This window comes from Acidovorax sp. LjRoot129, from assembly GCF_964253765.1.
Taxonomy (GTDB): domain Bacteria; phylum Pseudomonadota; class Gammaproteobacteria; order Burkholderiales; family Burkholderiaceae_C; genus Acidovorax.
Window position 1 is genome coordinate 4,473,906 of sequence record NZ_CAXUSE020000001.1, and the last position, 13,874, is coordinate 4,487,779.

Consider the following 13,874-nt stretch of genomic DNA (forward strand, 5'->3'; position numbering starts at 1 on the left):
CACGCCGCAGTGGAATGCTCTCAGGCAGGCTCATGATAAAGCGGCGCCTTCGATGTTCATTTGCAGCGGCAGATCGGTGATGCGAACCGCGAAGCGATCGCCTACGGCAACCAGCTGTCCGCGCGCGACAACATGCCCTTCTAAAAGCAAATCCACGGGTTGGTGAATGTCGCGATCAAGCATGAGTACCTGCTGCTCCTGCGCCCCAAGGAGTTCGCCGACCGTCAAGGTTGCAGAGCCCACACAGACCTGCAAGGTGGTCTTGACCTGGTGCAAGGGATGAAGGTTTCGGACGAGCGGCGCGCCTTTTTCCGACGCTTGCGGTCTATCTGCGGCGGGAGGGGTAAGGTCGCTCAGTTCAATGCGCTGTGGTTGTGACAGGCTTTCACCTGCGGCTGCTGGAGCGCCGACCGAGATCTGGTGGGGATAAAAACCCGGTTCGATGGAACCTGCGGGTGACGTTGGTCGTGACATGGTTTCAAAAATTCGTGTTCAGGAAAGCGGGAGGAGCTCAACGGCCATGTGACCTGAGCTCTGGCCCAGCCAACTGGCGCAAAGTGGGACGGCATTCGTTTGACCGGGAGTACCGTCGCCTTCTGAAGGAACGAGATACATCGCCGCCGGGGTGTCTAACGCATGGTCGAGGGTGACCACGTCGCCCGCCGAAAGCGACCACAGCTGGCCGAGATTCAAGGTCAATGAACCCAATTCAACGCGAACCATCAGTGGGTGGCCATCCATCGCTCTTGATAGTGGGGTGAGACGTGCGGAACTTGATGCCTTCGGCGCGCCCGGAACGGGTTGGGCACGGCGCCGCCCAAGTAGCCGGTCCACTTGGACCGCGCTCATATGCAATACCCACTCGCAGTTCGTCCAAGGAAATGCGATGTGCAGGCCTCCGGACCAAGGGTCGACACGTCCAGAAGAAACGCTTGCACGGCTCGATCCTTCCAAGAAGGGGGATAGCGCAGCTTGCCATGCGTCCCACGCTTCGCTCGCTAGTTCTTCGCTCATTGCCCAGCCAAGACCCGGGCCGGCTATGAGATCGGGTCGCGTAACCCGCTCTCCGAACAACGCTACCTGCGTCAAGTCCCTGGCCTGCTCATCACTGAGCGCGGATTCCGGTACCACGTCCAAAAGGCGGACGTTTCCGAGCGCGCCAGCTCTTATGGACGGCAGCGCCCATTGAGCATGCCAATCGGAATAGACTCGCTGAAAAGTGTCCCGTACGAGTTCACGTTCTGCATGGGTGCGAGAGCGCAATGTCCTTGCGAGGCGGCGCGAATCGTCAAGGGACAGCAGCGCGCCACCTGTGGCGACGCCCTCTGCGCTCAAAGGTCCTTCTGGCAACTGACTATTCACGGTTTAACGGCTCTTCATCGAGAACAGCTCCTGCAGCATCTCGTTCGCCGTCGAGATGACTTGCGAGCTCGCCTGATAGCCTCGCTGCACGATCACGAGATCGCTGAATTCTTGCGAAAGATCTACGTTGGAAAGCTCCACGTAGCCCGAGCGCACAGAGCCAAATGCTCCGCCGGCGACGCCAGTGTGCCAAGCACGGCTGTCCAAGGCTTCGAACTGGTTGTCGCCAATGGCACCGACCGCGTCGGCCGTATCAAAGCGGGCCAGCGACAGGCGGGGGCCCTTTACCGTTTGCCCGTTTGCATACGTCATAACCAAAGCGCCGCTGGAGTCAAAGGATGTTCCGCTGAGTTCGGCCGGAGGGCTTCCATCCTGGGAAGCGAAAGCGAGAGTCGATAACGTGCCGGAGGCAAACGACGTGACATCGGCGCTGAAATCCAGCGTGAGCGGCATGGCCGCCTGACCCGACGGTGTATAAGAAAACGACAGTTTGGATGTCCCGGCCGTTGGTCGTCCCGTTGCGAAGATCAATTGCTGAGTAGCAATGACGGTCGTCCCCTCTAGCAATTCCACCTTCCAGCTGCCAGGGGTAGTGGCATTGGTGTTGGTGAACTTGGCCGTCAGCAGGTGTTCGCCTCCAGCCGCATCGATGACGCGCACGCCGTTGATTGTCTGGTCGGTACCGGCGGAGGAAAGGTTTCCTGTGAACTTCACTGTGGTGGTGGGCTTGCCGGCGTTGGTCTTGGAGTTGGCAACAACAATCTCTGTCTGGCCACCATCCGCCCCAACCCCCATTACTTTTGCGCCTGTCGCCTGATCCACGAGGACACCGTCACTGTTGAACTGGAACTGTCCCGCTCGCGTGTAGGTGATCTTGCCGTCCTCACCTTTGAGCGTGAACAGGCCTTGCCCATCAATGGCCAGATCCAGCCCCTTGCCTGTCTGGCGAAGCTCGCCGGCCTTGAACGACATCGTCGTGCCCGCGGTGCTGACACCATAGCCCATCTGTCCAAACTGCCTTCCGGAATAGCCACCACTCGAATAGAACGCGTCCGAAAATTGCAGAGAAGAACTCTTGAAACCAGGGGTGTTCATGTTGGCCGTGTTGTTGGCGATGACGCGCAGGCCTCTGGAAAAGCTGGACAGGCCCGTCATTCCGACATAGATGGAATCGATCATTTTTTATCCTTGGCGTTGGAGTTGTGCTTACTTAGCGCACTGCAGTGACTTGGCTGAGGCTGATGTTCGACAGGGTGACGCCGGCGGGCGTCTTCACCGTGATGAGCGGTGAATCACCGGCGAGAGACAGAGCGGTGACCGATCCGGTCACAGTCGCCCCGTTGGAGTTGATGTCTACTGTCCGTCCGATTAGCCCGACAGATTGGAGGGCTGCCTGGTTGCTAATGAGCACACCGATTCTGTCGTTCAACTGCTGGGTCTGCTCCAAACTCGTGAACTGGGCCATCTGCGCCAGGAACTGCTGGTTGTCCACCGGTTTCATGGGGTCCTGGTAGGTCAGCTGCGTCAGAAGAATCTTGAGGAAGTCCTCCTGATTCAAGCTGTTCGCCCGCAGGTTCGTGCTCGTGGAAGCAATGCTATCGATGCTCATGAAATCTCCTTCTGGGACAGAAATGAACGGGGTTCAATGGATGGCGAACTCGAAGCATGGCGTTCAAGCTCAGCAGAAAAATCGCGCAGGGTCACGCCCGAGGAGGCGGAAGCGTCAAACACAACGCTTCCGTTGCAGACCACTCGGTTAAGGCGCTGCCCATGACCCTTCAACGTTTGCTGCAGGGTGCTCACGATCATGGCGGCCTGGGCTCTCACCTGCTGAGCCGAGCCATCCATGCCAAGCCAGAGATTGAGGCCCTCGGCAGTCCACGCCGAATGCAGGCGCGTCGCAGTTTGGCCGGAGAGAAGAGCCCGAGGCAGGCTCGAGCTGTGCAGCGCCCCATCGACACCGTCCGTATGCTGACTTGGAGCAGTTGCGTTCAAACTCGTCGTGTTTTGCGGTGTTAGCGAAGAAAGTGCCACGGATAGCGAAGCCGCTTGTGGAAAGATTGGCACAAAGGAAGCAACTGCAGGTCGGTTGAGCGGTCCAGTCGCATCGGCGATGCGCGAAGCATCGCCCTGAAGCGCTGCGGCTCTGAAACCCAAAACACCCTGAGACATCAAGGCGGAGCCCGAGCCAAGCTCAGGCGTGACTGCGTCCTGGATCCCCACAGCGAAACCGAGCGCAATTTCTTGAACAGCGGCTGCCAGGGCAGCGTCGTCGGCTCCCTCGGCCGCAGCACTCTCGGCTGTAGGCTGAAGCGACTCTGCAGCGGTAGCTAGCGCTGCATCGCCCTGAATCGATGGCTGTTGCATGGCAAAGGGACTCTCGGTTGCACCGCCGATACCTGTATCACGCTGCGTCAGCTGAGCAAATGCCAGTGGCGTTCGCGTTGCAGCAAGTGGACGTGGCAACGTGAATTCGCTTGCGCTGCCATGGCCCAAAAGGGACTCATTGAAAGGCTGGAACCACCCAGAAGCCTGGGCCCGCTCCATCTCCCGCATCCAGGCCTGCCTGCCTGCCCCCTTGTTGGTTGGATAGCTCTGCTCTGAGGTTCCTGCGGAAGCCCACTGTGCCCCTGTGGAGCTCGGCTGTTGCCGAGCGAGTGTGCCCGTTGTGAACGGGCCGATTTGTTTCATGTCGATTGAGGTCATGCCAGACCACCCTCCCATTCTCCCAACCGGGGGGACCGAAACAGCGAACGGCCGATCCAGTCCCGATCCGCTTCGGCTGACTGGCGCCGGGTTTCTTCGTCAACGAACTCCTTGAGTGCGTCGGCGCGGTGCTCGACCATGCCGTCGATCGTGCGCTGCTGCGCTACCAGTTGCGCCTTGACCTCATCTCGCCGTGCACGAAGCTTCGCGACCTCGTCGTCGTGGGCCTTCATCCGGCTGCGCAGGTTCGCCAGATACCCGATCCCGCGACTGTGCATCTGCGGGTTCGGACGCGACTGCGACTGCACCTGGAGATGCACGAGCTGATCGGCAAAGACAACGTCCAGACATTCGCGCTCCCTGCGCGCTGTATCCAGCGCTTTCTGGGATTGAGCTAACCGGTTCTCCAAGAGCTCCCGTTGCCATTCCTGTTTGCGCATGTAGGGCGTCAAGGCGTAGACAAAGCCTCGGATATCGACCTGGGAACTCTGAGTCTGGTCTTGGCTCACGGTGTTCCTCGGACAGGCAGCTGCTGAGCAGCAGCAGACAACGTGGAAGCGGCACGACCAGTCCAGAGCACCTCCTTGAGTCGCTCCATCGACGCGGTGCGCGAGATACCACCCTCGCGCTGGCGCAACCAGAGCTGAAGATCGGGCGCCAGCAACAGCGCACGATCGAGCTCAGGGTTGGCGCCCTTTTCATAAGCGCCGATGTCCACCAGCTGACGGTTTCTGTCGAGCAGTGCCAAGCATTTGATTGCGTCGGAGATCAACTCTTGCTCCTCCTTGGTCGTGAGGTCCGGCAAAAGGCGGCTGGCGCTGCGCAAAACGTCGATAGCGGGGTACTGGCCTTCGTGCGCTAGGTGGCGAGATAACACGATGTGCCCATCAAGTATGGAGCGCAGGCTGTCTGCGATAGGCTCATTCATGTCGTCCCCCTCCACCAGCACGGTGAGGAGTGCGGTGATCGAGCCTCCGGAAGGCGCGGTGCCACACCGCTCGCACAGCTGCGGTAATTCTGCAAACACCGAGGGCGTGTAGCCACGTGCCGTCGGCGGTTCGCCTGCGGCCAACCCCACCTCTCGCCGAGCCATGGCCAAACGCGTAATGGAGTCCATGGTGAGCAGTACCTGCTTGCCCGCGTCCCTGAAGTACTCAGCGATAGTGACTGCGGCATGAGCGGCCCGAATGCGCGCCAGCGCGGGCTGGTCGGATGTGGCCACCACTACGACGGACCGCCGTAAACCTTCGACGCCGAGTTGCTTGTCAATGAATTCGCGAACCTCTCGTCCCCGCTCGCCGATCAATGCGATGACGTTCACGTCCGCGACCACGTGTCGGGCGATCATGCCCAACAGGGTGCTCTTGCCCACGCCGCTGCCTGCAAAAATTCCAACGCGCTGCCCCAGCCCCAGGGTTAGCAACCCATCCAGGCTGCGCACTCCGGTTTGAAGCACCTTGTGGATGCGGGGGCGCTGCATAGGATTCAGTGGCGCTGCATGTAATGAGCGCTGCACTGCGATGTCGGGGTCGGGAAGCTGATCCATGGCTTTGCCGAAGCCATCGATCACCCGCCCCAGCAACTCGGGCCCCACTCCGAACGACGACTGGCGTCCGAGTGCGACGACCTGGGAACCCACTGCCACGCCCTGCATGGACCCATACGGCATCAAAGTGATAGATCCACCGCGCAGGCCCACAACTTCCGCCAATACGCCATCCGACTCGTTGCTTGCTGCTCGGGTAGACGCTCGCGACCGTGGGTGTATGCGGCACAGCTCTCCCACTGTGGCATCGGGACCTTGTGCCTCAATGGCCATACCTTGCAGTTGGCGGACCCAGCCGATCCTGCGTGTGAACTCTACCTGGCCCAGTGCTGCACGGTAGTCCCGCAGCGCTCCGGCTTGAACTTGGAGCGAGGGGATCATGCCGGACCCTCCTGGGCGACGAGGCTTTCCACCCTCTTGCGTTCTGCGCGAGTTCGCAGAAGGCTGTTGCGAAGCAATTCAGTTTGCAGCTCAAGGCGGGCATCCAGGGCCCCCTCCGAGGACTGGAGCAAACAACCTCCCATCACCACTTTCGAGTCGGCTACCCACCTCACTTCAAGCCCATCCAGGCCAAGCCTTTCAGCCGCCAGTTGTTCTGTCACCTTGAATTGGACTTGAAGCATCTCCAAGTCGTCCGGGTGCAGATGGATCTCGAGCGGCAACCTTCCGTGCCAGTTTTTCGCCGCAGCCTTGATCATTCCGGCCAAACCTTCCGGTGTGGCCGCCTCATCTCCCATCACCCTGCAGATGACCTCGAAGGCCAGTGCCACGATATCCTCCTCGGCATCCGCCAGCCGACGCTCAAGCTCCATCGGCATCTTGCGGAGCAAGGACATCAGCAGCTCGTATTGCGGGGTCAGCTGTGCGTGCAGCTGTTCGATCTGTAGGTTGGCCTCCCGCTGGAAATGCGTCTGAGCCTGCTGGATGCGCTCTTCCGCAATGGATTTAGCGAGCAGCTCCGCCCGATGTTCCAATTGCTGTTGCATTTGAGCAATGCCTTCTTGCACGCCTTCCTCACGGCCCAACGAACGGCCTCGCTCAAACTCGGTCGCAGCATCCGACCGCAAATATCCCGTCTCAGCTGGATGCAAGCGCGACTCCACGCCCAGCTCTGGGTGATCATCCGGAGACAGCGACGGATCGACACTCACCGTCAACGGAGCGGACGGCGCAACTGGCAAGCCAGGCTTCGGGCGGCGCAAACTGCGAGACTCCGTGTGCATCGCGACATCGCGCAGGATTTGCGGTGTCGTGTTCATGGGACCTCGCGCCGCAGGCCGGCTGTCCAACGCTGCCATCCCCGAATCAGAGACTGAAGAGGTTGTGCCGCAATGCCACTGCCTTTGCCCGGCGCGCTGGAAGTGGAATCATGAGAGGTCGGCGCTACATTGCGACCGGAGACTTCGCAGCATTTGCGCATCCGACTCATCACGGCGATTGCCAGCTTCGATTCACCCGACAGATTCGACATCGATTCGAACGCACCTTGAACCCGGCCGCGTTGCGCCACTGGCAGGCGCTCAAGTAAAGCACCCTGCCATGGCCATGTGTGAATCTTCAGCGCGTAAGCGACCAGCTCAGGGTGCTCCACGGACCATACGCGCGCCAGAGAGGCCACATCTTCAGATTCGAGTGCCTTCAAAAACTCGATATCGCTCAATGCAGCCTTCTCCGCCGAAACGGCGCTCCCAGCGACTGAGGGCCTGTCCAAGGCCGATAAGCCGCCACCGTCATCCACGCCACGTGCCAAGGCCTCGCGGTTCAAGGCAGTGAGTGGGGATGAAAGCCCCATGCTATCGAGCTCAGCAATGAGGGGCAGCAGTTCACTGTGTTGGTCCGCATCCAGCTTCGTGAGCACCCAGGCGCGGTCAGCCGGTGCCAGGGAGTGCAGCAAGAGGGCGGCCTGCTTGGCGCCGTCAACGCGAATCGAGGCGAGTTCCGAGAACATCATGCTTATCGCTTCGCGCCGGCGGTGTCGAACGCAACCTGACCGTGATCGCCATCCTGCATCCAAGCCTGTACTTTCCTGAGGGCGGCCTGCCGCTCCGCTTCACTCAGGGGAGCCGGCTGATTCAGGCGTCGGCGGGCGGCGTGAATGATGACGACAAGAGCAACGACGATCAGTAGCAGCACGCCCAGAATCCTCGCGTAGCTCCACGGAAACTCTGAAGGGGCGATATTTGCCGTCCTGGAGGTCTGCGAAGGACCGTCCTGAAGCTCCGTCGGAAGTTCGGTCGCAACCGAGCCCCCACCACTGCTCGCCGCCGCACTCGGAACCAGCGCATTGAGGGACTGCACAACCACCAGGTCGCCGCGCTCCGCACTCGCGCCGACTGCGGCCGCCAGCATCCGCCTCACTTTATCTTCCTGCGCCGCGTCCAGCGACTGCCTCACCACAGCCACCACCTGAATCTTCCGGATGGAGCCGGCTTGGCTGGTCACCTGTTCAACCCGTCGACCCACTTGGTAGTCCACCTCACGCTGAGTGCTGGAGCCGGAACCGTTCAATGGACGCGATGGCTCTATGGACGAGGCAGAGGCGGTATCCCTCACCGACTCTCTCTCCTTCACGATCACGCCCCGGCTATCGGAGCTGCGCGATGGGGCCGGAATGACATCCTCTGTCGTGACGCGCACATGGTCCATGTTCAGGGTTACATCTACGCTGGCCAGAGCTTGGCCCTTGCCGAACGCTTGCTCGAGCACAGCGGTGGCTTTCTTCGCCAACTGTTGCTCGGTGTCCTTCTTGAGTTCCAGACGGACACCACCAGTGCTTGCCACCGTGCCGTCTGCCGGCTCCTCCGGTGACCGGCTCAGCGCCATGCCCTGCTTGTCGACGACGGTCACGTCCTGGGCCGTCATTCCAGGAGTGGCTGCAGCCACCAGGCGCTGGATTCCATTCACCTGGGCAGGTTGCAGGGTTTGCCCCTCCTTGAGGCTCAGAGTAATAGCGGCCTTAGGGCGCACAGTGGCCTGCTTGAACAGTCCTTGCTCGGGAAGCGCGAGGTGCACACGGACGTCCCGGATTTCCGAGAGGGAGGAGATTGTGCGCGTCAGTTCACCCTGAAGCGCGCGCTGGTAGTTGATCTTCTGCGCGAACTCCGTCATGCCGAAGTCCGTGTTGTTGAACAGCTCGAAGCCTACCGCTCCTTGCAGCGGCATTTCCTTGCCCATGAGCTTGATGCGCGTGGGGTGAACCTGCGCCTTGTCGACCAGGATGGCGCCCGTTGCCTCGTCCAGGCGATAAGGAATCTTGAGCTTTTCCAGCTCAGCAGACATGGCTGTCGCGTCCTGAGGTTTCAAGTCGGAAAACAGTACCTGGTAGTCACTGCGCAAGACCCACCAGGCAAACACCGAAGTCGCCAGCAGAATGCTGACGACCCCCACGATCAGGCCCACGCGCGCGGAGCGGCCCAACCCCTCCCAGAATTCATTCATTTTCTAATCTCAAGTACGGTAAATATGCAGCAGAACGGAGCCACCTAAAGCTGCATTTTCATGACGTCCTGGTAGGCCTCGAGCAACCGACTGCGAACCTGCATCATCAATTGGAAAGACATCCTGCTTTCTTCCAGGCGGATCATGATCTGGTGAAGGTTCTGGACGTTGCCCACGGAAAGCTGCTGCAAATCCGTCTGGCTGACCATGAGCTGTTGGTTCACATGGTTGAGCCCCTGTGTCACCAGATCACCAAAGCCTGGAACGCCCGCCGCGCCACCGGTTGCAGCCGCTCCTGAAAATGCGTTGGGCGTCGTTTCCTGGACTGCCGTCGCAATCGAGGGCAACGCTGCTATTGCTTCTGCGCTCATTGGTTGCCTCCGATCTCCAGCGCCTTCAGGGCCAGGTTGCGCGACGTATTCATGGCCGCGACGTTCGCTTCGTACGAGCGCATGGCGCTCATCAAGGTGACCATTTCGGTGGCAGTGTCGACTGAGGCGTACGCCACGAATCCAGTCGCATTGGCCAGCGGGTGACCTGGCTCGTACACCATGCGGGGCGCCTGCTGAGCGACTTCGAGCGACATGGTGGGTGCAGCCAGGCCCTGGGTCACGGCGTCACTGAATGCGGTTGTCGCGACCACCCGCCTCGGCTGGTAGACAGTCCCGTCGGGACCCGCCACCGTATTGGCATTTGCCAGGTTCAAGGCAGCAATCTCGACCCGCGTGCGCTCCAGCGTCATTGCGCTGGCGCTGATTGCGAACGTGCGCTCATATTCCATGGTGTGTACTTCCTTGATCAGCTTCAGCGTTTTCCGTCGGCCACAGCCAACGAGAGGATGCCCATATGCCTGGACAGCCCCTTGAGCAATGCCTGGTAGTGAACGGCGTTCTGCGCCATCTGTGCGACTTCGGAATCGAGCCGTACCTGTTGCGTGAGGCCTTGTGCCAAGGGCGCTGGCTCCAGAGAGGTCGATGCTTCCGCCATCGCGGCCAGGTGGCCCTTTTCCAGCCGCCGACCTTCGCTCAACTGTCGGCGAGCTTCTTCCATTTGCGTTGAAAACTTCACCTGCATCGGGATGAAACCCTCCGCACTGGAGTTGGCGATGTTGTTGGCGATCACTTGATGGCGCAGACTCGCTGCGTCGAGTGCCAGCGAAAGGCTGGTCTGGGTGATGGCTTCGATTCCGTCCGTCATGGGCTCAGTCCGTTAGATGAAGGTTATTGGATGATGAGTTCGGCGTGCAGCGCACCCGCGGTCTTAATGGCCCGCAGGATGGAAATGATGTCGCGCGTGGGAGTCTTCATGCGCGCGAGCGACTGCACCAGATCGGATACCGTGGTCCCACCAGAAATAAAACCGGTGCCTGCGTTTTGCTCGTCCACATCCACGCGAGTATTGGTGACCAGGGCCGTGCGGACTCCATCGCCCGCATTTCCAATGAACACCGGCTGCGAGGCTGCCACCTCATTGCGGATCGACACCTTGATGTCGCCGTGGGAGACGGCCACTTTGGAGATGCGTACGTCGCCTCCTGAGACCACTGTGCCCGTGCGCTCGTTGAGAACCACCTTGGCCCGCCGATCCGGCTCCACAGTCACCGACTCCAGCTTGGCCACAAAAGACACCACTTGACGCCGCTGGTCCTCGGGCACGTACACCTCGATCCCGGAGGCGTCGCGTGCCTGCGCCAAGCCCGCTCCCAGCCGAAGATTGATCGCGTCCGCCACCCGGTTGGCGGTGGTGTAGTCGGGCTCGCTCAACACAAAGGTCATGCGCGAGTGTTCTGACAACACCTGTGCCTGCACGCCAACTTCCACCGTGGCGCCGCCCGGCACGGAGCCCACGGTGGGATGGTTTTTCTGAACCACGTTGCCATTGGCGTCGTAGCGATAGCCACCGACAGACAGCGGCCCCTGCGCCAGCGCATAGATGCGTCCGTTGACCGCTTTCAGCGGTGTCAGCATCAGGCTGCCACCGACCAGGCTGCGCGCATCGCCCACGGAGGCTACGGTGATATCGAGCGTATCCCCCTCGCGCGAGAAAGGAGACAAGGACGCGCTCACCATCACCACCGCTACGTTGCGGCTCTGGATCTGCTCAGGCGCGATGTTCAGGTTGAACTGCGACATGGCGTTGGACAGCGCCTGCCGTGCCCCGCGATTGGACGGGGAGTCACCCGTGCCCGCCAAGCCAGTGACGATGCCAGTGCCTACCAAGGCGTTTTCACGCCAGCCCTGCAGCTTGCCAAGGTCCTTGACGCGGACAGGCTGTGCGTTTGCGCTGCCCAGCAACGCCACCATGCCAAGGACAGCGCAACCGAGCAGTGCGCCGAAGCGGCTTATTGAGAAAACACTGTGCATGTTCAAAGCCCCATCGCATCCAGCAAGTTGCGCCACCAGGGCCTGCGGTTGCGCTCGGCGATGTCTCCGTCGCCCACGTAGCTGATCTTGGCGTCAGCCAATCGCGTGGAAAGCACGATGTTCCCATCAGAGATGTCGAGCGGCCTCACACGGCCTTCAAGGGTGACCTTTTGCGGCTCCTGGTTCACGGTGAGCAACTGCTCGCCCGCTACCTTGAGTTCTCCGTTGGGCAGAACCTCTGTCACAGAAACGGTCAAGGTGGCCAGCACACGATTCGTGCGCTGCGTCCGTCCCCCGCCCTCAAATTCACCGCCGACGGACAGGCCCATCTGCGATGCGGCTCCAGAGCGGTGCGACAGCTCAGTGGAAATTCCATTCTTGCGACGCGTACCTGTGTCGGCACTGGAGGTCGCGCTAGAGTTTTCGAAGACCTGCACGGTGAGCATGTCACCCACACGGAACGCCTTGTTGTCGCCCGTCAACGAGCGGAAATTCTGCTCCTGGTACAGGCTCTCGGCATGCACCACATCTGCCTGCCACGAGGCGAATGCCAACAGGAGCACGGCGAGCCCGCGAGCCCCCCCATCAAAGATCTGGCGCGCGTTCATTGCTGTAACTCCAACTGACCAGGCCCCATCACTTTGGCCATCACGGGAGCGGTGCTGTTGTTGGCGCGCACGCGCACCACCTGCCCCACCTCACCGGCCTGCAAAACTTCCACCTTGCTCTCTAAAGACACCAGCCCGCTGTGCGCGACCAGGGTCACGCGATCCCCGCGCGATACGGCTGCCGCTGGGCGCACCTGCTCTGCGGTGAGTACCTCGCCTGCCCTGACTGCCGTTCGGGAGTGTGACGGTGCCAAGGGTGGTTGATCAAAGGTCAACGGCGCAAGCATGCCGGCGCCTTTCCTGGAAAGGAGATGTGCAACGTCGATCTGTTCCCTGAACGTGTCTTGCACCCCGATGGCCTCACCAGAGCGCAGCGGTTTTGCCGCGACAGTCGCATCCGCGTAGACGCTGACTTCGAAACGTACGGGAATCGCCTTCACGTGGCGTTGGCCTGCAAAGATGTCGACCCAGACCAGCATGCGCTTGCCGGGTACGACCGAAGCCAGAGGCCTCACACGGTACTCAGCGTCGCCCAACGGGACGAATACGCTCAAAGGCACGGAAACAGGATTCAGCTCCACACGCGCCTCGGGTATTCCTTTGGCGCGGATGACTGCAAGCAGATGGTTCTGAAGCGCTGGTTGCGCCAAAGCCACCAGGGAATCCCCTGCCAGTTCGCGCGAGGCACTCTGAACCACGGTGGCGCCAACGCCCTCCCATTGGATCTTCTCGACCGGCACACCCAGTCGTGTGGTGACCCAATTGGCCAAGCGGTCCCGCTCCAGGACCGTCGATTCGCCGGCCCGCGGGGCCATGCCTACCGGCAGCGCCACTGCACGGCGCAGAAGCTGCAGATCAGGGCTGCTCAGGTAGGCGATCTCGCCCAGAACCACCTGGGACTGTGACACCTGGGAGGACGACACCATCTCCACCCGCAATGAAGGCGGGGTTCCTTGCGCGCGCAGGGCCAATGGCCCCAGGCACAGGAGCAATATCGCCAGCATAGGGCGGGTGAACTTCCAACGCAGGCTCATCGACGCAGCCCGTTGACCATGCCCATGATGTCATCCGCAGCCTGCACGACCTTGACGTTCGCCTCGTAGGTGCGCTGCGCGACCATGAGATTCACCATCTCTTCGACCATCTTGACGTTGGAGCCTTCCAGGTATCCCTGGGCAAAGGTGCCCATACCGTCCTCGCTGGGACGCGCAGAGATAGCCTCCCCTGACGCGCTGCTACTGCGGTAGAGGCTGTCCCCTTGCGCGGCCAAGCCCTGGGGGTTGGCAAAACGGACCAAATCGATTTTCCCGATCTCCGCCGGCGTGGTTTGCCCCGGAACACGCACCTGCACCCTGCCATCGGCGGATACGGTGAGAGCCTGCGCACCGTCGGGAATGCTGATGCTGGGCTTGAGGGCGTAGCCTGCCTGCGTGGCAAGGTGCCCATCTTTGTTAATTTTCAGAGTGCCGCCACGGGTATATGCGGTAGTGCCATCCGGCATCACCACCTCCATGAAGCCGTCGCCCTGCACGGTGACGTCGAGCGCCGAGTCGGTTTTCTTCAGATCTCCCATGTCGAACAGCTTGGACAGACTAGCGACGCTCACGCCAGCACCCGCACGCACGCTTGGCGCCAGCAAACCCGCCTCAGCATTGGCCTGGATGGATGCAAGCCGGGTCGGATCCTTCGCCACCATCTCGGAAAATCCGATGCGACCTTTCTTGAAACCCGTAGTGTTCACATTCGCGAGGTTGTTCGCGATGGTGTCGACATTGAGCTGCTGTGCCTGCATGCCCGTGGCACCGATATAAAGGGCGTCAAACATGAAAGTTCCTGTTGAAAAAAGAGATG

17 protein-coding genes are annotated in these 13,874 nt (G+C 60.9%); all 17 read right to left on the reverse strand.

Going from position 1 to position 13,874, the window contains the following annotated elements; genetic code table 11:
* Window positions 1–30: 30 nt before the first annotated feature.
* Entirely contained in the window at window positions 31–474 is a 444-nt protein-coding gene (locus tag ACSQ3Q_RS20535; protein ID WP_436136175.1) for a FliM/FliN family flagellar motor switch protein, read from the reverse strand.
* A gap of 18 nt (window positions 475–492) precedes the next feature.
* Entirely contained in the window at window positions 493–1,014 is a 522-nt protein-coding gene (locus ACSQ3Q_RS20540) for a FliM/FliN family flagellar motor switch protein (RefSeq protein WP_436137044.1), read from the reverse strand.
* Window positions 1,015–1,365: 351 nt separating this feature from the next.
* The gene (locus tag ACSQ3Q_RS20545) at window positions 1,366–2,541 is read right to left on the reverse strand and encodes a flagellar hook protein FlgE (RefSeq protein WP_436136176.1); all 1,176 of its coding nucleotides are present in this window, start codon (window positions 2,539–2,541) and stop codon (window positions 1,366–1,368) included.
* A 31-nt stretch (window positions 2,542–2,572) separates the two neighbouring features.
* A complete protein-coding gene (locus ACSQ3Q_RS20550) occupies window positions 2,573–2,971 on the reverse strand; it encodes a flagellar hook assembly protein FlgD (protein WP_436136177.1) in 399 nt (132 codons plus the stop codon).
* Window positions 2,968–4,068, reverse strand: a complete 1,101-nt coding sequence (locus tag ACSQ3Q_RS20555) for a hypothetical protein (protein ID WP_436136178.1) — start codon at window positions 4,066–4,068, stop codon at window positions 2,968–2,970. The genes ACSQ3Q_RS20550 and ACSQ3Q_RS20555 overlap by 4 nt, the downstream gene beginning before the upstream one ends.
* Complete coding sequence (locus tag ACSQ3Q_RS20560; protein WP_436136179.1) at window positions 4,065–4,577, reverse strand: hypothetical protein; 513 nt, start codon at window positions 4,575–4,577, stop codon at window positions 4,065–4,067. Before ACSQ3Q_RS20560 ends, ACSQ3Q_RS20555 begins: the two co-directional genes overlap by 4 nt.
* A complete protein-coding gene (locus tag ACSQ3Q_RS20565) occupies window positions 4,574–5,995 on the reverse strand; it encodes a FliI/YscN family ATPase (RefSeq protein ID WP_436136180.1) in 1,422 nt (473 codons plus the stop codon). Before ACSQ3Q_RS20565 ends, ACSQ3Q_RS20560 begins: the two co-directional genes overlap by 4 nt.
* Window positions 5,992–6,873 (reverse strand): FliH/SctL family protein, encoded by an 882-nt coding sequence (locus tag ACSQ3Q_RS20570; protein WP_436136181.1) that lies wholly within the window; start codon window positions 6,871–6,873, stop codon window positions 5,992–5,994. Before ACSQ3Q_RS20570 ends, ACSQ3Q_RS20565 begins: the two co-directional genes overlap by 4 nt.
* On the reverse strand, window positions 6,870–7,565 hold the full coding sequence (locus ACSQ3Q_RS20575) for a hypothetical protein (RefSeq protein ID WP_436136182.1): 696 nt from the start codon (window positions 7,563–7,565) through the stop codon (window positions 6,870–6,872). Before ACSQ3Q_RS20575 ends, ACSQ3Q_RS20570 begins: the two co-directional genes overlap by 4 nt.
* Window positions 7,566–7,567: 2 nt before the next feature.
* The gene (gene fliF, locus ACSQ3Q_RS20580; protein WP_436136183.1) at window positions 7,568–9,052 is read right to left on the reverse strand and encodes a flagellar basal-body MS-ring/collar protein FliF; all 1,485 of its coding nucleotides are present in this window, start codon (window positions 9,050–9,052) and stop codon (window positions 7,568–7,570) included.
* Window positions 9,053–9,096: 44 nt separating this feature from the next.
* Entirely contained in the window at window positions 9,097–9,423 is a 327-nt protein-coding gene (fliE, locus tag ACSQ3Q_RS20585; protein WP_436136184.1) for a flagellar hook-basal body complex protein FliE, read from the reverse strand.
* Entirely contained in the window at window positions 9,420–9,833 is a 414-nt protein-coding gene (gene flgC / locus ACSQ3Q_RS20590) for a flagellar basal body rod protein FlgC (protein ID WP_436136185.1), read from the reverse strand. Before flgC ends, fliE begins: the two co-directional genes overlap by 4 nt.
* Window positions 9,834–9,856: 23 nt before the next feature.
* Window positions 9,857–10,249 carry a flagellar basal body rod protein FlgB gene (locus ACSQ3Q_RS20595; RefSeq protein WP_436136186.1) on the reverse strand — a complete coding sequence of 131 codons (393 nt, stop codon included), beginning with the start codon at window positions 10,247–10,249 and terminating at the stop codon, window positions 9,857–9,859.
* 23 nt (window positions 10,250–10,272) lie between these two features.
* A complete protein-coding gene (locus tag ACSQ3Q_RS20600) occupies window positions 10,273–11,415 on the reverse strand; it encodes a flagellar basal body P-ring protein FlgI (RefSeq protein ID WP_436136187.1) in 1,143 nt (380 codons plus the stop codon).
* A 2-nt stretch (window positions 11,416–11,417) separates the two neighbouring features.
* The gene (locus tag ACSQ3Q_RS20605) at window positions 11,418–12,023 is read right to left on the reverse strand and encodes a flagellar basal body L-ring protein FlgH (protein WP_436136188.1); all 606 of its coding nucleotides are present in this window, start codon (window positions 12,021–12,023) and stop codon (window positions 11,418–11,420) included.
* A complete protein-coding gene (flgA, locus tag ACSQ3Q_RS20610; protein ID WP_436136189.1) occupies window positions 12,020–13,027 on the reverse strand; it encodes a flagellar basal body P-ring formation chaperone FlgA in 1,008 nt (335 codons plus the stop codon). Before flgA ends, ACSQ3Q_RS20605 begins: the two co-directional genes overlap by 4 nt.
* A gap of 26 nt (window positions 13,028–13,053) precedes the next feature.
* Window positions 13,054–13,848, reverse strand: a complete 795-nt coding sequence (flgG, locus tag ACSQ3Q_RS20615; protein WP_436136190.1) for a flagellar basal-body rod protein FlgG — start codon at window positions 13,846–13,848, stop codon at window positions 13,054–13,056.
* Window positions 13,849–13,874 lie beyond the last annotated feature (26 nt).